Genomic DNA, 18,081 nt, shown 5'->3' with positions numbered 1-18,081 from the left:
TGAGGGAGGAGATTGAAAATGTTTAAAAAGTTAATGAAAGTATGTGTATTAAGTGTGGCAAGTATAGGTGTATTATTTAGTTTTCAAGGAAGTACATTTGCAGCTACTGATTTAAGTAGTTACTATGACGGAAAAAATCCGGCTACAACAAAAGTATACGGAGGCAGTACAACGTGTGATGCAGATGGATTTAATGCAAAGTCTACAGCGGTGTATGAGGGTAGTAAAAAAGTAGGGACAGTGTATTTACGTTACAGTAATAAATGTCACGCAGCATGGTCTAAGCTTGTTTTAGAACAACCAGCACCTTCCGTTTCTGGAGGGATATATGCTTACGCTGTTATTAATAAATATAAAAACGGTGTATTCCAAAAATCAGTAGATTCTAATAATGGTAATGGAGCAATTAAAACAGGTCAAACGAGTACGTATACAGGAATGGTATTTGATTTAACTGCGGATTTTGGTTATACAGCTGATGCTGAAGCCGTTACAATTAATAACGGTTACGGGAAAACTGGACGCTATTAAAAAGGAGCGGAGTGCTATGAAACTTTTAAAAAAGCTGAGCGCATGTTTTTGCCTATCTTTTCTCGTTTTAACTAGTGTGTTTAGTACGACGAATAATGATAAAGCATATGCAGAAGATCATTCGTATGATGGGAAAAGTCCGTATTACAATAGTTGTGATCAATCAGCAGTAACGAAAGAAAAGAAGTGGATTGATTCCAATTCTTATGTGGAATTAAAATTTAGCACAACGTGTAAGACAGCATGGGCAAAAGTTACAGTAACTCGTGCAGCAGTATATAATAACGAAGCTGATGCAAGGATTGTTAGAAAAACAGATGGAAAGGCATACACTTGCGGGAGTACTGGAGGAAATGGTGTTGTAAATAAAGGGCAAACATCATGCTATACGCCAATGGTATATGATTTAGATCCAAGAAAGGCACAGGCGCAAGGGAAACATGCTATTCCGAATAGTGACGCATATAATTATGCGGAGACTATTTGGTATTGATTATATTATAAAAAATTTAAGATAGCATATTTAAAGAGCATGTTTTGATTGGGTTTCAAAGCATGCTCGATCTGTATTCATTCTAAGTTTTTAGGTAATCAACTAATAAGGTCTGTATCAGGAGGATTGTATCCAAGGTGACGAGCCATTGATACAATTTGTCCTTTATGATGAAACTCATGTGTCTCTGTATGAGTTAAAAGCCATAGCGGAGTTGTACTCCAAGGTTCTTTTTGCCATTTTACTTCATTTGCTATATTTTCGAGCCAGCGGTCATTGTATTCATCTAAAAAATGTTGTACAGTCTTATCTACTAACTTAAATCTAGCACGGACTTTCGTGATATCTGCATGCTCAATTTCATAATCACTAGCAAATGAAAAATCTGCCCGTTTTTGCTTGAATGCGAATGATCCAAGCCAGTACCGATAGCAATCGGCTACATGAATATGTGTCTTTATAATGCTACCGCTACCGAAATTCGGAACAGTACTATGTAATTTTTCTAGTGGGATTTCTTCCAAAAACGAAAATAGAGTTTCTCTTGTAGAGCTAATAAGATTATATTGTTGTTTTAAAACATGTAACATGTAATTAACACTCCTCTATTATTTACTAAACTAACTTTGTAGTAAGTAATTCTATATTTATTAGGGGTGAACCTTTTAAATATTTTGACTAAGCATATTAGATGTTTTTCTTAATCGTTTCTGATAGATTAAACAAGGTAAAACTTTAATGTGTTGAACATTCTTAGTTCATAATAAATGGTACATGAAGAAGGGGAACGATCAAATGAATAGACTAGTTGGTTTAAAACAATTTGAAATAACGCGTGGGGAATTGCTTAAATTTATGGAGACGCTAGACGATAAAACTGTGGATACGCAGCCAGAAGGTTTTAACAATACAATTCGCTGGCATATCGGTCATGTGTTAACGGCAGCAGAAGTTTTCATGTTTGGAAAAGAATTCAAACAATTACCAACTGAATATCCAGGTATGTTTGGGTATGGATCAAGACCATCTAAATGGAAAACAGAGGGGCCGTCATTGGAAGTGTTAGTGGCTCAATTAAAAGAACAAGCGAAATGTATTAACGAAATTCCAACAGAAGCATTTGAAAATAAACTGCCAGAGCCATTCCTAGGATTGGAAACAGTAGGGGAGCTTTACGGTATGATGCTTTATCATGAAGCTGATCATATTGGACAAATGAAGGCGATGGAACGTATTATTAAAGCTCTTTAGTTGTAATTGCATGTAAAAAACGAAATTACACCTGTATTGTGAAATAATATAACGACAAAAAGGATAGATAATTTATTATCTATCCTTTTTGTCGTTGAGCTTAAAGGGGTGTAAGCGCTTGTAATCTTGATACTGATAAAGTAGGTATAGTTATTATATTTGTTTTACATAATAGAAAAATATTGAAGAAAATACAGAAATAAGGTTGCGGAATCTATATGGTATATAAGTATAATAGTAGAGAAGAACTAGAAATAGGGGTGAATACTATGATTACATTAGAACAAAAGTTGGAGCAATACACACATACATATGGACAATTAAAGGGAGAGCTAAAATGGAAAACGAGTGATTCTCGAACAGGAATGATGATTGCTGCTATGTATACAGGTAGTGATAAATTGTTTGACCTTGGACGTTTTTTAGAAATTAGTAGTTATATTAAGAATCAGGTAGGGATGTTTTCATACTTGAAGTCTTATCATCGCTTTGTGGTGGCCGCAACTTTAGATATTCACTTTACAGATTATAAGAAAGCTTTTCGGAAGTTTTTAGATTTATACGAACAATTGGTTGCTGGTGGTTTTAGCCGAAGTATATTTACTTATCTCGCAGCAGCTGTGCTTTTAACAGAAGAAAATGAACAACATGGCACGCACATTCAGCGTTCGATGCAAGTATATAAACGTATGAAAGAGGATCATCTTTTTCTTACAGGTACGAATGATTATCCGCTTGCAGTTTTGTTAGCAGGACAATCAGAGAATGTAGAAACACTTATGGACCGTGTAGAACGTCTTTATCAGAAACTAGCGAAAGCTGGTTTGCGTAAAGGGAATGATCTTCAATTTTTAAGTCATATTCTTTCGCTAAAGAAGGATGCCCGTGAAGAAATGTTAGTTGCAACATGTACCAACATTTGGAGTTTGTTAAAACAAGAAAAGGTAAAAGTGAAACAGATGCATTATCCAGCAATCGGGCTACTAGCGTTACTTGAAGATGGAGAAAAAGAGGTTCATGCTATTAAAGCATTGATTGAAAAATTGCAGGGAGAGAAATTATTCCGTTGGCATACAGATGCGAATATTCTTATTGCTATTCAACTGTTCGTAAGTCAAAAAGGTGAGGAAAGTAAAGCTACCAACACAGGTTTACAAACTATGATAGAAGTCCTCATACAAGCACAACAGGCAGCTATGATGGCAACGATTGCCGCTTCATCTGCAGCAACCTCTTCTGCTAGTAGTAGCTCATAATGTGTAACTCCTTTAATAAGGAAGGTAAAAAAGCCCATCACTCTCTAATGAGTGATGGGCTTTTTTACATAATCAGCATTATCTTTTTGACTCCTTCAAATGTTTGAGTTGTGTAACAATTATAATGCTAATAACAACGAGTAAAAACCACGAGCTAATTTTACTTAAGTGAACGAGATTCCATGCTTCCCGTTGATTTGGATATTGCCATGCTCCGAAAAATGTTGCGATGTTCTCTGCAATCCAAATAAAGAAACCAATAAGGAAAAAGGAGAGAACGAGTGGCATTTTATATGTAACGCCTCGTAATGAAAATTCTACAAATGTCCGAAAGAAAACGATGAATAAAAGTACAGTTAATACCCATCTAAAGTCATATAGAAAATGATGTGTAAAAAAATTAAAGTAAATCATTGCTCCTAGAGGTATTGCAAAAATAGCTTTTGGCCAATGATGCATTTGCAAATGTAATCTTCTCCACGCCTGGCATATGTAACTAGCAACACTTGCATACATAAAGCCACTGTAAAGCGGCACTCCAAAAACTTTTGAATATGCCTCTTCCGGATAACTCCATGAACCGAAATGTACTTTATATATTTCTAGTAGAAGGCCGATGAGGTGGAAGACAGTAATTACTTTTAATTCATCTTTCGTCTCAAGTCCAGTCTTGTACATGATCCACTGCATAAGAAGACATACGATGAGTATGAAATCGTAGCGGTATAACCCTGGGCTAGAAATGATTTTTGATAGGGCTAGTGTTAAGAAAATAACGACTGGGAATAAACAAGATAATGCTTGCTCGTAAGTGAAGTGTAGTAGTTGTTTTATATAGAACATTGTGTCACCTTCGATGTTTTTGTTGGAAAACTCAAAATAATGACTAAGTATACTACAATTTAAAAAATAAGCCAGTAGTTTATTTTTCATGTATTTGTAAGTTTTAGAAAGGAATTGTAATAAGTATTTTAATATTTAACGAAGTAAAAAAATAGTTTGCTATTTAAAAAAAGTGAGGATATAATATCTAAATGAAAATGATAATTATTATCAGTAATGATTATAAATTAAAAATAATTATAAAAAACAACTGCATATAAAGGATGAAATGAAACATGTTACATAAGTTTGCTGTACATGCTGGCAATAATCGCTGGATACATATTAAGTTCATATGTTTCATGAGCTTAACAATTTTATGCTTAATCGGATCTATATTTTTAGCTATTGCATTCGGTGCAAAGGATATCCATTTGCAAACCGTATGGGCAGCGGTTTTTGATTATAATCCGAAATTAACGCAGCACCAAATTATTTATGAATTAAGGCTCCCAAGGGTAATTGGCGCAGCAGTTGTAGGAGCAGCTTTTGCAGTCGCTGGTGCTGTAATGCAAGGGGTAACACGAAATCCTTTAGCTGATGCAGGTGTGCTTGGTATAAATGCAGGTGCGATGTTTGTAGTAGCACTTAGTTTTGCCTTTTTCCCGCATATGCCGTATTCCTATTTAATGATTGTTTCCTTTATTGGAGCAGTTTTAAGTACAGTACTCATTTTTATTATCGGATCAGCAACATCAGGCGGATTAACACCAATGAGGTTAACGATTGCAGGGGCAGTTATGGCCGCGCTATTGCATTCGTTGAGTTCAGGTATCGCGATTTATTATGACTTAAGTCAAGATTTAGCGTTTTGGTACGCTGGTGGTGTTGCAGGGGTTAAGTGGGAACATTTGAAGTTTTTAGTTCCTATTATTCTTATAACGGTTCTTTTTGCGATAGTGATAGGGCGATCTATTTCACTCATATCAATGGGGGATGACGTCGCTACGAATTTAGGAGTAAAAACGAACCGAACGAGAATACTAGGGATGATTATAGTAGTCATTCTTGCAGGTGTATCTGTTTCAGCTGTTGGTTCTATCGGATTTGTAGGACTCGTTATTCCGCATATTGCTAGAAAATTAGTTGGTGTGAATTATCGACTCATTATTCCTATGTCAGCGTTATTAGGAGCTATGTTATTAGTTTTAGCTGACTTAGGGGCAAGAACAGTAAACCCTCCTAAAGAACTCGCGATAGGAATTATGGTAGCTCTTGTTGGAGTTCCGTTCTTCCTCTATATAGCACGTAAAGTTGGGAGGGAGCTATAAGTGAAGGATCTTTTGAACACAGATAAAAAGAGAGCTATTACTGTAACTACAATTTTTGGTTGTATTAGTATCGCTGTCATTTTAATTAGTTTAAATACAGGGACACTGAGCATAGCGCCACTTAAAGTAATTCAAACGCTTTTCGGTTATGGTGATTTTGAGAGCGCAACAGTGCTATACGATTATCGTATGCCAAGAATTATAATCACCATGTTAGCTGGTATTGGCCTTGGGATTTCCGGTGCGATTTTACAAGGATTATCACGTAATGCACTTGCAGACCCTGGTATTTTAGGATTACATGCAGGTGCATCTTTCGGGCTAATTATATTTGTTACTTTCTTTCATTCTATTAATGAGAATGCATCGATTTTAATACCGTTATTTACATTTGGTGGGGGAATACTAGCTGCATTTTTAATTATTATACTTGCGAGTGATCGATCAAAAGGTTTACTTCCTATTAGACTTATTCTCGTTGGTATTGCTGTTTCAGCTGGCTTTAGTGCGATTTCGTTATTTTTCTCCCTCAAGTTAAATGATGAGACGTATACATTCGCTTCTAGATGGTTAGTTGGTAACGTGTGGGGAAGGGATTGGATTCATGTCCTAGCATTATTACCTTGGATTTGCATACTAACCCCGTATGCATGGCTAAAATCTAAAACGTTAAATGCATTGTCACTAGGTGATAGTGTGGCAGCGGGACTTGGTGTTTCTGTTCAAAAAGAACGGTTACTCCTTTTAGCTACAGCGGTTGGATTATCTTGCGCGAGTGTATCGATGGCAGGAGGGATTGGTTTTATCGGTTTAGTTGCTCCGCATATTGCAAAAAAGTTAGTAGGTACTACGTATCAACATTTCCTTCCACTAGCTGGCATTATCGGAATGATTGTTTTAGTACTAGCAGATACGATAGGTCGTTCTATATTCGAGCCAAATTCTATTCCAGCTGGTGTAGTAGTGGCAGCTTTAGGAGCACCGTATTTTCTTTATTTACTTACAAAAACAAAATAAATACTTCAAAGAGGAGAACATATGAAAAAGAAACTTACTATTTTATTTAGCATGATGTGTATTTTAGTATTAGCAGCATGTGGTCAAACGAAATCTAATGAAGAGGCAACGAAAAAAACTGAAAAAAGTAATGAGCCGAAAATCGCTTCTATGTCCATTCATTTAACGAATAATTTACTGGCATTAGGAATTACACCTGTAGGCTCCGTTATTGGTGGAGATTTAAAAGATTTCTTACCGCATGCAAAAGAGCAGTTGAAAGATACGAAGAAACTTGGTGTTGTAACGGATCCGAATATGGAAGCATTACTTCAATTGAAGCCAACTGACATTTACGTGGATGAAAAATACGCGGGCAAAGATTTAGCGAAATACGAAAAAATTGCAAAAACACATTCTTTCAATTTAGATGAAGGTACGTGGAGAGATCAGTTAAAACAAGTTGGTAAACTTGTAAACCGTGAGAAAGAAGCGGATACATATATTCAAGATTACGAAGAGCAATCAAAACGAGTAAAAAGTTTAATAGATAAAGAATTAGGTAATAACGAAAAAGTAATGGCAATTCGTGTTACTGCAAAAGAATTACGTGTATTTAGTACGAAAAGACCGATGGGACCAATTTTATTCCAAGACTTAGGATTACAACCTGCAAATGGTGTAGAGAAAATTGATGGAAATCGTCCTTTCGAAGTGATTTCACAAGAAGTATTACCTGACTTTGATGCAGATGCTATTTTCGTTGTTGTAAATAGAGACGATAAGGCAAAAGCTGCATTTAAACAACTTCAAGAAACACCAATTTGGAAAGACTTAAAAGCTGTTAAAGGAAAGCACGTATACATTATTAATGACCAACCATGGCTTGACTATTCTGCTTTAGGTAACAAAATGGCAATGGATGAAGCAGAGAAAATGTTTACGAAATAATATCGATTCGTCGTTAGGAAGATCCTCTAAATTTTGAGGGTCTTTTATTATTGTTAGAATAAATGAAAAATTATACAATGAATGTAATTTAATGTAGAGGAGATGTGCCAATGTCAGCGCTTATTGTAAGTATCCCGTGTATAAAGCAGTTTATAGAATAAGGGGATAAATAGGCTAAAATAAGTATCCCCGTTATTAAAAAAGGGGGAGTTTGAAATGACAATGAATCTTTTTCAAAATAAAACGATTAAATTATCAGTTATGAGAGAAAACGACGCTGAAGTAATGGCTAAATGGCAAGAAGATAGTGAGTATTTAAGAAACGTCGATACAGATATAGCATTTCCGCAATCGTTACATGAAATAGCGAGTGATGGGCTATTAAAGGGACGAAGATCGAATAGTGTTTCTTTTATGGTAAGGACAGTTCAAGATGATCACTTAATTGGTTTTGTTGCAATTCATGGCATAGAGTGGAATAACAGAATGGGTTTATTAGCCATTGGTATAGGAGATGCAAATGATAGAGGGAAGGGATATGGAAGAGAAGCGATCCATCTTATCTTAAAATATGCTTTCTATGAATTGAATTTGCACCGCGTCGGTCTTGATGTTATTTCTTATAACAAAGCTGCTATTGAGTTGTATAAAAAGATGGGGTTTCAGATGGAAGGTTGTATGAGAGAAGCGGTTCAAAGAGATGGGAAGTGTTTTGATCGTATCATTATGGGGATATTAAGGGATGAATGGATGGAGCTGCAAAAATAAAAGTGATGATATGAATAATTGACTAAAAAGGAAAACTAGATAGGTATTAGTTTTCCTTTTTTATTTTTGTTACTAATTATATTTTCTTATAAATAGTTTGTATCCTGCGAATAAAAGAGTACAGCCTAAGACAAATGTTAACATAACTCCAGTTGAAAGATTAATGGAAGGATTAAAAACTAAAGTCGCTGTTTCGCCAGTTAGAACACTGTGAATATTCACGTAAGTAAATGGGTTGTAAGGAGAAGAGAAACTCTTCATTCCAATAAAAGCTATAATACCTACAAAAGACGTTGTAATACTTAGGCTTTTTAGTAAAAGTGATGAAATATAGTAAAAAGAATATAGAAAAAATGTGAGTACAACAGTTAGTAATAATACTTGTCCGAAGTAATTTTTCAAAGTGATAAAGTGAAATTGATCTTTAATGGGATTTAAACTATTATACTCACTGCCAAATGGATTAGGCTCTGATCCTTCGTATACAAGGACTGGATAATCAAAATTTCCTATTCCTTTCGTGAAATAGCTACATAACAAAGGAATGAGTAGCATTAGTAAAACGAAAACAAGTGTAGAAAGGAATCCACTAAAATACTTTGTTATAAATAATGATTTTCTTTTAATAGGCAAAGTATAGTAAAAGTGCAAACCACGCTTCTTATTATTCATTTCAGAAGAAATATTATTTCCGAAAATAAAGCATCCCAATAAAATGAGTACTGGTATATAGTAGTACTGGATTATTTGATATAAAAATAAAGAACCAGTTGTACCATAACGCATAGTACTCTTTTCCCATTGTTCTAAGGAACTACCTGTAAATTGATCGTAAATTGTAAATAGGTAGGGTGTATAAATGGTATTTTGAATGAATGGTTCAGCTTTATTTTTTTTCAGTAACAATAATTCTTCCAACGTTGCCCGTGCTGTAAATAAGGAAATATTTTGTTTCTCAATTGCGTAAGGGAAAGTATTAGAGCCTTTTGAGCTCTTAAACATAAATTGTAAATGATTTATATTTTCTTCATATATGTCTTGCCAATTACCTTGAGAATAGTTCGTAATCCATTTGTTCTTCTTTGAAAGAGATTGCTGAGATTCTTGAATAGCTAATTTATTTTCTGTAATTTTTTCAACATCGCCATTCTTTTCAGCTTCAATCTTTTGTAATTCTAGTTCTTTTAAAATCTGTTGCGAAATGTTAACAATATTTTGTGCAAATGCCAAATTCCCGCGCTGGATATCTTTTGCGACAGAATAATTTAAGAAATATAAACTACTAACGAAAAGAATAGAAGTTAATACTGCAATCCATGTTGTTTTTTTCTTGAAATATTTTTTGAATTCAAATTGGAAGAGTTGTTTCATATTACACACCACGCTTTCGATTCATGCATATGGCACATAGTAAGAGCAAAAATGTACTTCCAATTAACACCACTGTACCTAATGGATAATATCCATTATTATTTAAAATGACGCGATCTATTTGTTGATAGGAAAGGGGAGATAGAAACGGATTAAAGCCGATTTTTGATAAAATGAAACCACTGCTCAAAATAAAAGTGAGAATTAAATATGTAACAAGAGTATTTCTTATCCACAATCCAATGAGCACTAATAAGGAAATAGCTACAGTGGAATAACATAGACTGTAAGTGAGAGCTGTTTTTAAGTATGTACCTGAACTAATAATAGTTTCTGTTTTTGTGAAAAGCGGGTAATTAAAAATATTACCGGTAGATTTTCCGAATATTATTGGTAGTATATAAGACAGTGAAAATATTAGTAAAATCCATAGGAGACTAACAACAAGTAAACTGAAAAATTTTATTAAGATATAGTGAGTACGAGAAATAGGTAAAGTATAGGCTAGCTTAATCGTATGGTCTTCAAATTCTTTCGTAATGACTGTACCTAGTAAGAGTAGTAAAATAAGAAATCCTGGGGCATTGAGTAGTAGTGAAATTACTTTTTTTATAAATAGAGATGGTTGAATGGAAAGGTCAAGGTCTTCCTTTGGTAAACCTTGTTGTAATAAATTTTCATTCAGTTGTATTGCTTTTTTCATATCTTTTTCGCTGGCTGAGAAACCCCCTTCTACTTGTTGAAAGCGCATAGCTAAGTCATACACTTTCATTTCAGTCTGTAATTCATTTTTCCACTTGTTTTCTTTTACTTCTTGTATAAGCTGATTTAAATTTTTTAATAGCGGAAGTCCGATCTCTAATCGAGATTCAATTTTTGCGTTAGGTCCTTTTTTTAATGTCTCTTTATCTCCTGTAACTTGATTAGAAACTTCTGTTTCATATTTAGAAAATAATTCAATCTTGTTTATTTTGACTACTTCTTGTTTAAGCGCATTATGAAGAAATAACCCGCAGATGATTAGCATAGTAGCAATGATTAAAGTAAAGAGAATATTAGAGTAGAGCATTTTTTTTAGTTCGAATAGAAATATTTTCATGTCGTATCACCACATACATGAAATACTTCTTCATATCTTTTTTCAGAACAGATAACTTCTTTTTGGATATCCATAATATTAATTTTATGAGAATGAAATATATTAATAAAGTCTTGGATGGTGTGGTGCTCTAATTGGATTCGAAGGCTATTCTTAGTTAACACTGCTTGTACGTTTTCTTGTAATAAAACGTGTTGTGCATGTTTTAAATCTGAAAATAAGAAGTGGTAATAAATTTTTTCGTACTTTGTCATATCCTCTTCTATTAATTTACCGTCTTTTAAAAAAAGAATCTTCTTTGTAACACGATCAATTTCTGACAAATTATGAGAAGAAAGAATGATTGTTGTACCTTCTTCTACTAAGCGTAATAAAATATTTCTCATCAGTATCGCACTAGTTGGATCCAAGCCGTTCAGAGGTTCATCAAGGAACATAAGCTTTGGTTTGTTTAAGATTGCCATCGCTAAGAGAAGGTGTTGTTTCATACCTAAGGAGTAATCTTTAATTTTCCTCTTCGCATAACTTTCCATTCCTACATATTTTACAACTTCATCCATGCGTTCTTTTGAAAGTTTTTGCACATCACAAATGAATGTAAGATGATCGTAGCCATTTAAATAGTCATATAGTACAGAATTATCCTGTAAAAAAGAAACGTCTTTAAACAAAGCAACATCTTTGTTAGATCTCCCCATCAATTCAATATTCCCGGATGTAGCGGGCAAAAGATTGGTAACTATATTTAAAAAAGTAGTTTTACCAACACCGTTAGGACCTACTAAAGCCCAAATTCCTGGAGAGTTAATTGTGAGGTTAATTCCATCTAATATTTTTTTATGTTTGTAACTTTTTGATAAATTATTGATAGATAGAATAGTCAATTAGAATTCCTCCTTTTCAATAGATTGGTATAAAATGTAATTATTCTGTTAATTATAACTGAAAATTCAGGTTTATAAAGAGGTATAGTTGTAAATTTAAGCTTTTTTCTAAATCTCATTCTGAAATCTATTATATGAATAATTTAGAAATGAGACTGTGAAGAAAGGAAAAAGAGCACTTGTTGGAGAATTTTTACAATGTGTCGATTAGAGAAAAAGGAGTTATGCAAAATGAATTTAGAAAAAGCAAAATCAGTAAATGAAGAGGTCGCTGAATTAAAGGAACTAATTAAAGAATTGCACGGAAGTGTACATCAACTGCAAAGTGAAGTGCAGCAACTAAGGCACGAAAGACCGGTTGTTGAGGTAAGAAAAGGTGTTCAATTATCGCCAGCAATCGTCGGACAAATTGGCGGTATGATTTTAGGTGGATTAGCAATTATTGGTATATTTTGGTGATGGAAAAAAGGTTTGAAGCATAGTGCTGCAAACCTTTTTTATTTGACGATATAATTTCATGCTTACATATATTTACATTAAATAACGTAAATATATGTAAGCATGTGATAACAATAGCGCAATAATTGTTAACGGTAAACCAATTTTTAAGAAGTCCATATACGAGAAAGCATGTCCTTCACGTTTTGCAATACCAGCAACGACTACGTTTGCGGATGCTCCGATTAATGTTCCGTTTCCTCCTAAGCAAGCCCCAAGTGATAACGCCCACCATAGTACTTCGATTTGCGGAGAGTCGACAGATAGTCCGAGTCCTGTAGCTAAATCTTGAATAAGCGGAATCATCGTTGCGACAAAGGGGATATTGTCAATTGTCGCAGATGCGATGCCTGATACCCATAAAATAAGTATCGCAGCGAAACCGATATCACCATTCGTTACGTCGAGTACTTCTTTTGCGAGTGAAGAAATAAGTCCGATATCAATTAATCCGCCAACGAGAACGAATAGTCCAGCAAAGAAGAAAATGGTTACCCATTCAACGTGGGCAAATACATCTTCAATATCATGTTCTTTCACGCCGATTAGCATAAGAAGTGTAGCACCTGTCATCGCGATAACCGCAGCGTCTACATGAATAATCGAATGAAGTACAAAGCCTAAAATAGTTAGTCCTAAAATTGAAATGGATTTTAAAAGGAGGCTTTGATCTTTAATATAATCTTTTTCGTTCAATGCCATTAATATTTTAATTTGCTCAGGTGTTGTTTTTAGTTTGTTGCGATACATGAAGTAAATAATACCAAGTGTAACGATAGAGATAATGATTACGATTGGAGCTAAGTTTAGTAAAAAGGCATTAAAGTCTAAATGCTTATTTGCTGATCCGATCATAATGTTCGGTGGGTCACCGATTAATGTTGCTGTTCCACCTATATTTGAAAATAGTACTTCTGAAATCAAATAAGGAACAGGGTTTACTTTTAAAATACGTGTAATGGACAGTGTAACAGGAACGATTAGTAGAACGGTCGTTACGTTGTCCAAAAAGGCAGAACCGACAGCAGTTAATAGGGATAGTAATAATAAAATGCGGATTGGTTTTCCACCAGCTGCCTTCGCTGCTTTAATGGCCACAAATTCAAATACGCCTGATTGACTCGTAATATGTACGAGAATCATCATCCCAATTAAAAGGGTAATCGTTTCCCATTGAATATGTGATGTGAAAGCAGTATGTAAATCTACAACTCCAAAAATAATCATAATAGCAGCGCCGAATAGTGCGATTACAGCACGATTCAATTTCTCAGAAATAATAAATCCGTACGTGATTAAAAATACGGCAATTGCAAAATAATATTGCCAATTTGCTACTTCATGTGCTGATTGTTCCAATCATGTCACCTTCTTTAAAGTATGTATTCAATTGTCAAAATGTATCTCGCTGCATAAATACGGGATAAAATATATTGTAGCAAATTCAAAAAAGAAAGAAAACTATTTAACAAAGTGAAGGAAAAAATATATTTTTTACATATCATATAAAAAATATAAAAAACACAGTGCAAATTATTAGGAAAAGTGGGCGTTGTCCTCTAATATAGAGATAGCAATTTACATTATTTTTGCGTAAAATGGTTTAAAGAGGTGAATTCCGATGGAAATAGTAAAAGATAGTTCTCTTATTCAAAATGAAATTGAACGTTTTGTAAATAAAGATGTATATATTCATTTAGAAACAACGAACGGAGCGTATGCGTCACACTTTAACGAAAAGATGATGACAGTTGGAGCATTCATTCGAAATGCAATTATTCGCTTTGAACGTGGGAAGATTACTGGAACAAATCCATACCGAGTTGGTTTAAAAATGGATCATGGCTGGGTATATGCAGAAGGTATTACGCACTGGGAAGTAGACGATAAAGAGCGTTTATTACTTGCAGGGCATGATAACCAAGGCCGCTTAGCAGTTGCACTTGAGTTAAGCTTAACGCCATTTAAGTAAGAAGGAGGGAAACTTATGGAGAGACATGTACTTGTTGTATTTCCGCATCCAGATGACGAAGCATTTGCGGCGGGAGGAACAATTCGCTTATTAACAGATCAAGGAGTACCTGTAACGTATGCATGTGGTACTTTAGGACAAATGGGACGTAACATGGGGAAAAACGTATTCGCTAACCGTGAAACGATTCCAAATATCCGTGAAAAAGAATTAAAAGATGCATGTGAAGCGATGGGAATTCAAGATTTAAGAATGCTTGGTTTCCATGATAAAACGTTAGAATTTGAAGATGTTGATTTCGTTGCAGATAAAATTGAAGCAATCATTCAAGAAGTAAATCCATCTCGAATTATTACATTTTATCCAGAGCACGGCGTACATCCAGATCATGATGCATTTGGCCGCGCAGTTGTTCGCGCTGTATCACGTATGCAAAAAGAAGAGCGTCCAGTCATTCATGCCGTTGCGATTACGAGAAATCGCGAAGCTGTATTAGGTGAGCCGGATGTTGTAAATAATATTAGTGAAGTATTCGAGCATAAATTAGCTGCACTAGGTGCGCATCGTTCACAAACAGAAGCGATGTTAGAAGAAACACACGTAAAAATCAAAAACAAAGATGCAGCAACATTAAAATGGCTGCAACTGGAACAATTTTGGACTTATAAATGGGAGTAGGCTAGAAGGGGACCTTCTAGTAGCTCTTACATAGAAAAAGCACCGTCATTTGGACGGTGCTTTTTTAGTGAACAGTTATCACGTTATCTCGTACTCCATTCTTTTACGAATTCATCATGATATACTTCGCTCCAATGGTATGGCTGCAATTCTTTTAACGGTTTGAAAATGATATCTTGTTTAGGATTTGTAATGGCGCATAGTACTTCTGGTCCCCAATAAAATAAACGTTCTTGGCATACACCACAAGGTGATAATACTTTTAATTCAGAATGCTCATTTTCCCTTGCAAGACAAATAGAATGTGTAACTTTCTTATGAAATTTATGCGCTTCTAAAATTGCACCTGTTTCCATACAAAGTTCTGTTGAAGCGTTTATTACGTCAGGGGCCACACTTGTATAAATGGATCCATCTTCTACACGGATTGCTGCAGCTCCGCCCCAATTATGTGGATATCTTTGGTCAATTAAATTTTTCACTGCATCATATAATTGTTGTTCAATGCTCAATTGTATGTCCTCATTTCTGTTTAATTTTCGATTCAATGACTGTTATTTTTTTAGTAATACCGTTAAAAAAGAATAGTCACTCAATTTCAAACTATAAATGCAAGAATTACTTTTCATCTGCATACTTTTCCTCTAAGGCAATTAATAGAGGAATTGATATAGTTACAAGAATGATTAAAGTGGTTATAAAAGATTTAGAAAGAGCAAAAGAACCTTCGATTAAAGGTGATAAAAGCTTGAATGAAAGTATACTTGTTATTAAGGAAACTACTAAAAAGCTAAAAAGAGACACATTTTTATTTTTGATAGATGTTTCTATAAAATCTTTAAGACAGCTTATGACGACAAATATAGTTAATATAATAAGAGAAATAAAATAATGTGTTAAATTTGTCATACTAATAGTAGGATCGTCTATTATGTAAGCAAGTAACTTAGATACTAACATACCTCCAAATAATAAAATAATAAAAGCAAGTAATCCTTCCGATGTATAAGTGCTGAAATTATCTTTCTTGTTAAAGAGTTTATAATTCAGAGTAGATTGGCTTATTTGCATTAGGAATAGGATAATAATCCACACATAATATACAATTGGTAATTCTCCTGAGAATAGAGCGATCAGGAAATTTATTACTGTCCTTAAAATTTCAATCATTACGAAAGGCCTCCTGTTTGTAAGCTTTACGACATTAAAATATGCTAGTCTGTCGTTTAATAATTAGAACTATCAATTTAAACTATTCCTAATTATTCCATAAAAGGGTGGTAGCATCAAGTTATCTTTTTAACAAATACTCTAAGGCCAAACACTAGAAAAAGAAACGCAATATGTAATATAATTGAAAAAGTATATATTAAAATCAATGTTAATATTACCCTCCTATAATTATTAGCATACGTAATTGAGGTGTTTTCTTTGTTGTTTTATGATCGAATTTCTATAATGGCCCCTCCTGTTCCGTAGCTTAGGAAAGTCTTTTTATTTCTGAGATTTTCAAAGTTATAGGAGGGTATGAAAAATGAAAAAAGTCTCAGTACCATCAATTTTGTTAATGATTATTCTTGTCGCATTTCCGCAAATTAGTGAAACGATTTACACACCGTCTTTACCTGACATTTCAAAGGCGTTACACGTAAGTAATAATGAGGTACAGTTAACACTTAGTGTGTATTTTGCTGGATTTGCTTTAGGTGTATTTTTTATTGGATGGTTATCAGATATAATTGGCCGTCGCCCGGCAATGTTATTTGGAATTGTCGTATATGGCGTTGGGAGTTTCTTATGCTTTATTGCAAATTCCATTGAAGTTTTATTGCTAAGTCGTTTTATTCAAGCGTTTGGAGCAAGTGCCGCCTCTGTTGTTACACAAACGATTCTTCGTGAAAGTGTAGAAGGGCATAAGAGGCATGTTATGTTTGCTCAAATCTCGGCAGTCATTGCTTTTACACCAGCGATAGGGCCGTTAATTGGTGGTTTTCTTGATCAAATGTTTGGATTTAAAACCGTATTTTTAAGTTTAGTAGTTATGAGTATCGGGATTTTTCTGTATACGTTTGTTTCTCTTCCCGAAACAAAAACGGACTCGGTAACGAATAAAATAAATGTATTCTTAGTCTTGAAGAGGTTAATTACAAATCCGAAAGTAGTAACATATGGGTTATTAATTGGAGGAGCGAATGGTGTTTTATTTAGCTATTATGCAGAAGCGCCGTTTATCTTTATTGAATACTTTCAGTTATCGCCTAGTATGTATGGACTTCTAGGAATTGTTGTTGCTTCCGCTTCTATTATTGGAGCCAAAGTTTCTAAACGATTGCTTGCCACGTATAAACCAGAGAAGATTATATATATCGGTTGTCTTGTAATGACAGGAGGAGCTATCCTTTTATCTGTTATTACGTTTGTTGGATCAAATGCAAACATAATATATATGATTGCATTTTTAATAGCGATGTTTATATTGCTATTAGGAATTGGGATAGCGTTACCTAACTGTTTAAGTTTAGCATTAGTAGATTTTCAAGATGTCATTGGTACAGCCGGAGCTTTGTTTAGCTTAGGGTACTATGTCATTGTAACGATAACAATTTGGGGAATGAGTCAGCTGCATACGGGCTCGTTACTGGTGATGCCACTTTATTTTCTGGCTATTGTAGTTATCATGATGGTGTTTACTAAAGTGTTTATTTTAGGGAAACAAACTTCAAAAATGATTTAAATATGAAATGGTAAAAGGGTCTCATTAAAAATGAGACCCTTTTATATTTTATCCTGCTGTTTTGAGGCAGTAAGATTCCTACCTCAAAATTGGGCTGGACTAAAGAAATCAGTAGTTTATTAATATATTAAATTTCTGGTTAGTATATGAATCGGACGTGTGGGAAATTACGTTATCAACTATAAAGATTGAAGTACATGAGATGTGAAACCTAGGAAGAAATACTCTCCTCGGTTATTTATATTGTAATAATGTTCATGCTGGAATCATATTGAATAGATGTATTGTATTGTTAATTTAGTTAAAAATTAATCAGACTATGTATAATGATTTACCGAAAAAATAATTGAACTTTTCAGATAAATGAATTAATATAAGGTAAGTAATTTTAAGATTTATAGAATATTGGAAGATGAAAGGTTTTGAGAATTTTGTAAGAGGCAAAA

Annotated in this window: 20 protein-coding genes; 12 read left to right on the top strand and 8 right to left on the bottom strand. The window is 34.1% G+C overall.

Going from position 1 to position 18,081, the window contains the following annotated elements; translation table 11 throughout:
* Nucleotides 1-18 precede the first annotated feature (18 nt).
* Nucleotides 19-531, top strand: coding sequence for a DUF2690 domain-containing protein (locus CER22_RS22465; protein ID WP_088609592.1), 513 nt, complete (start codon nucleotides 19-21; stop codon nucleotides 529-531).
* 16 nt (nucleotides 532-547) lie between these two features.
* On the top strand, nucleotides 548-1,024 hold the full coding sequence (locus CER22_RS22460; protein WP_088609591.1) for a DUF2690 domain-containing protein: 477 nt from the start codon (nucleotides 548-550) through the stop codon (nucleotides 1,022-1,024).
* A gap of 98 nt (nucleotides 1,025-1,122) precedes the next feature.
* Here the strand turns inward: CER22_RS22460 and CER22_RS22455 are convergent, their stop codons facing one another.
* Complete coding sequence (locus tag CER22_RS22455) at nucleotides 1,123-1,614, bottom strand: DinB family protein (protein WP_088609590.1); 492 nt, start codon at nucleotides 1,612-1,614, stop codon at nucleotides 1,123-1,125.
* Nucleotides 1,615-1,798: 184 nt separating this feature from the next.
* Here CER22_RS22455 and CER22_RS22450 point away from each other — a divergent pair, with 184 nt between their 5' ends.
* Together CER22_RS22450 and CER22_RS22445 are read left to right on the top strand one after the other, a co-directional pair.
* Nucleotides 1,799-2,275 carry a DinB family protein gene (locus CER22_RS22450; RefSeq protein ID WP_142293537.1) on the top strand — a complete coding sequence of 159 codons (477 nt, stop codon included), beginning with the start codon at nucleotides 1,799-1,801 and terminating at the stop codon, nucleotides 2,273-2,275.
* 218 nt (nucleotides 2,276-2,493) lie between these two features.
* Nucleotides 2,494-3,531, top strand: coding sequence for a DUF4003 domain-containing protein (locus CER22_RS22445; protein ID WP_142293536.1), 1,038 nt, complete (start codon nucleotides 2,494-2,496; stop codon nucleotides 3,529-3,531).
* Nucleotides 3,532-3,609: 78 nt separating this feature from the next.
* Here the strand turns inward: CER22_RS22445 and CER22_RS22440 are convergent, their stop codons facing one another.
* Nucleotides 3,610-4,374: a DUF817 domain-containing protein gene (locus CER22_RS22440; protein ID WP_088609587.1), complete on the bottom strand. Its 765-nt coding sequence runs from the start codon at nucleotides 4,372-4,374 to the stop codon at nucleotides 3,610-3,612.
* Between the two features lie 275 nt (nucleotides 4,375-4,649).
* Between CER22_RS22440 and CER22_RS22435 the strand changes: the two genes are divergently transcribed.
* The 4 genes from CER22_RS22435 to CER22_RS22420 all read left to right on the top strand — a co-directional run bounded on the left by CER22_RS22435 (nucleotide 4,650) and on the right by CER22_RS22420 (nucleotide 8,399).
* On the top strand, nucleotides 4,650-5,684 hold the full coding sequence (locus tag CER22_RS22435; protein WP_048543839.1) for a FecCD family ABC transporter permease: 1,035 nt from the start codon (nucleotides 4,650-4,652) through the stop codon (nucleotides 5,682-5,684).
* Entirely contained in the window at nucleotides 5,685-6,701 is a 1,017-nt protein-coding gene (locus CER22_RS22430) for a FecCD family ABC transporter permease (RefSeq protein ID WP_088609586.1), read from the top strand.
* A 21-nt stretch (nucleotides 6,702-6,722) separates the two neighbouring features.
* Complete coding sequence (locus tag CER22_RS22425) at nucleotides 6,723-7,631, top strand: iron-hydroxamate ABC transporter substrate-binding protein (RefSeq protein ID WP_060487827.1); 909 nt, start codon at nucleotides 6,723-6,725, stop codon at nucleotides 7,629-7,631.
* Nucleotides 7,632-7,847: 216 nt separating this feature from the next.
* Nucleotides 7,848-8,399, top strand: a complete 552-nt coding sequence (locus CER22_RS22420) for a GNAT family N-acetyltransferase (RefSeq protein ID WP_088609585.1) — start codon at nucleotides 7,848-7,850, stop codon at nucleotides 8,397-8,399.
* 72 nt (nucleotides 8,400-8,471) lie between these two features.
* Here the strand turns inward: CER22_RS22420 and CER22_RS32640 are convergent, their stop codons facing one another.
* From CER22_RS32640 to CER22_RS22410, 3 genes are read right to left on the bottom strand one after another with little or no spacing between them, the layout of a single operon-like run.
* On the bottom strand, nucleotides 8,472-9,770 hold the full coding sequence (locus CER22_RS32640; protein WP_141542863.1) for an ABC transporter permease subunit: 1,299 nt from the start codon (nucleotides 9,768-9,770) through the stop codon (nucleotides 8,472-8,474).
* 1 nt (nucleotide 9,771) lies between these two features.
* Nucleotides 9,772-10,869: an ABC transporter permease gene (locus CER22_RS22415; protein ID WP_088609584.1), complete on the bottom strand. Its 1,098-nt coding sequence runs from the start codon at nucleotides 10,867-10,869 to the stop codon at nucleotides 9,772-9,774.
* Nucleotides 10,866-11,753 (bottom strand): ABC transporter ATP-binding protein, encoded by an 888-nt coding sequence (locus tag CER22_RS22410; protein WP_088609583.1) that lies wholly within the window; start codon nucleotides 11,751-11,753, stop codon nucleotides 10,866-10,868. Before CER22_RS22410 ends, CER22_RS22415 begins: the two co-directional genes overlap by 4 nt.
* Before the next feature lie 231 nt (nucleotides 11,754-11,984).
* Between CER22_RS22410 and CER22_RS22405 the strand changes: the two genes are divergently transcribed.
* Nucleotides 11,985-12,212, top strand: coding sequence for a hypothetical protein (locus CER22_RS22405; RefSeq protein WP_088609582.1), 228 nt, complete (start codon nucleotides 11,985-11,987; stop codon nucleotides 12,210-12,212).
* A 72-nt stretch (nucleotides 12,213-12,284) separates the two neighbouring features.
* On the opposite strand, the gene CER22_RS22400 is transcribed toward CER22_RS22405, so the two are convergent.
* On the bottom strand, nucleotides 12,285-13,610 hold the full coding sequence (locus CER22_RS22400; RefSeq protein ID WP_088064104.1) for an ArsB/NhaD family transporter: 1,326 nt from the start codon (nucleotides 13,608-13,610) through the stop codon (nucleotides 12,285-12,287).
* 262 nt (nucleotides 13,611-13,872) lie between these two features.
* Here CER22_RS22400 and CER22_RS22395 point away from each other — a divergent pair, with 262 nt between their 5' ends.
* Complete coding sequence (locus CER22_RS22395; protein WP_000407039.1) at nucleotides 13,873-14,223, top strand: YojF family protein; 351 nt, start codon at nucleotides 13,873-13,875, stop codon at nucleotides 14,221-14,223.
* 15 nt (nucleotides 14,224-14,238) lie between these two features.
* Nucleotides 14,239-14,901 carry a bacillithiol biosynthesis deacetylase BshB2 gene (gene bshB2, locus CER22_RS22390; protein WP_088064103.1) on the top strand — a complete coding sequence of 221 codons (663 nt, stop codon included), beginning with the start codon at nucleotides 14,239-14,241 and terminating at the stop codon, nucleotides 14,899-14,901.
* A gap of 83 nt (nucleotides 14,902-14,984) precedes the next feature.
* On the opposite strand, the gene CER22_RS22385 is transcribed toward bshB2, so the two are convergent.
* Both CER22_RS22385 and CER22_RS22380 read right to left on the bottom strand, forming a co-directional pair.
* Nucleotides 14,985-15,413 carry a cytidine deaminase gene (locus tag CER22_RS22385; protein ID WP_088609581.1) on the bottom strand — a complete coding sequence of 143 codons (429 nt, stop codon included), beginning with the start codon at nucleotides 15,411-15,413 and terminating at the stop codon, nucleotides 14,985-14,987.
* A gap of 106 nt (nucleotides 15,414-15,519) precedes the next feature.
* Complete coding sequence (locus tag CER22_RS22380) at nucleotides 15,520-16,071, bottom strand: DUF5823 family protein (protein ID WP_088609580.1); 552 nt, start codon at nucleotides 16,069-16,071, stop codon at nucleotides 15,520-15,522.
* 364 nt (nucleotides 16,072-16,435) lie between these two features.
* On the opposite strand from CER22_RS22380, the gene CER22_RS22375 reads away from it, so the two are divergent.
* The gene (locus tag CER22_RS22375; protein ID WP_088609579.1) at nucleotides 16,436-17,635 is read left to right on the top strand and encodes a multidrug effflux MFS transporter; all 1,200 of its coding nucleotides are present in this window, start codon (nucleotides 16,436-16,438) and stop codon (nucleotides 17,633-17,635) included.
* Nucleotides 17,636-18,081: the final 446 nt, after the last annotated feature.

Origin of the sequence: Bacillus sp. K2I17 (assembly GCF_002209985.1) — a bacterium.
Classification (GTDB): domain Bacteria; phylum Bacillota; class Bacilli; order Bacillales; family Bacillaceae_G; genus Bacillus_A; species Bacillus_A wiedmannii.
The sequence above is the reverse complement of the archived record's forward strand: the minus strand, read 5'-3'. Positions and strand labels throughout refer to the sequence as shown.

Bases quoted from the DNA above. Each gene is read 5' to 3' on its own strand.
- CER22_RS22415 (WP_088609584.1), bottom strand. From the start codon at position 10,869: ATGAAAATATTTCTATTCGAACTAAAAAAAATGCTCTACTCTAATATT.
- CER22_RS22450 (WP_142293537.1), top strand. From the start codon at position 1,799: ATGAAGAAGGGGAACGATCAAATGAATAGACTAGTTGGTTTAAAACAA.
- CER22_RS22405 (WP_088609582.1), top strand. From the start codon at position 11,985: ATGAATTTAGAAAAAGCAAAATCAGTAAATGAAGAGGTCGCTGAATTA.
- CER22_RS22425 (WP_060487827.1), top strand. From the start codon at position 6,723: ATGAAAAAGAAACTTACTATTTTATTTAGCATGATGTGTATTTTAGTA.
- CER22_RS22375 (WP_088609579.1), top strand. From the start codon at position 16,436: ATGAAAAAAGTCTCAGTACCATCAATTTTGTTAATGATTATTCTTGTC.
- CER22_RS22440 (WP_088609587.1), bottom strand. From the start codon at position 4,374: ATGTTCTATATAAAACAACTACTACACTTCACTTACGAGCAAGCATTA.
- CER22_RS22420 (WP_088609585.1), top strand. From the start codon at position 7,848: ATGACAATGAATCTTTTTCAAAATAAAACGATTAAATTATCAGTTATG.
- CER22_RS22465 (WP_088609592.1), top strand. From the start codon at position 19: ATGTTTAAAAAGTTAATGAAAGTATGTGTATTAAGTGTGGCAAGTATA.
- CER22_RS22380 (WP_088609580.1), bottom strand. From the start codon at position 16,071: ATGATTGAAATTTTAAGGACAGTAATAAATTTCCTGATCGCTCTATTC.
- CER22_RS22395 (WP_000407039.1), top strand. From the start codon at position 13,873: ATGGAAATAGTAAAAGATAGTTCTCTTATTCAAAATGAAATTGAACGT.
- bshB2 (WP_088064103.1), top strand. From the start codon at position 14,239: ATGGAGAGACATGTACTTGTTGTATTTCCGCATCCAGATGACGAAGCA.
- CER22_RS22455 (WP_088609590.1), bottom strand. From the start codon at position 1,614: ATGTTACATGTTTTAAAACAACAATATAATCTTATTAGCTCTACAAGA.
- CER22_RS22445 (WP_142293536.1), top strand. From the start codon at position 2,494: ATGGTATATAAGTATAATAGTAGAGAAGAACTAGAAATAGGGGTGAAT.
- CER22_RS22435 (WP_048543839.1), top strand. From the start codon at position 4,650: ATGTTACATAAGTTTGCTGTACATGCTGGCAATAATCGCTGGATACAT.
- CER22_RS22460 (WP_088609591.1), top strand. From the start codon at position 548: ATGAAACTTTTAAAAAAGCTGAGCGCATGTTTTTGCCTATCTTTTCTC.
- CER22_RS32640 (WP_141542863.1), bottom strand. From the start codon at position 9,770: ATGAAACAACTCTTCCAATTTGAATTCAAAAAATATTTCAAGAAAAAA.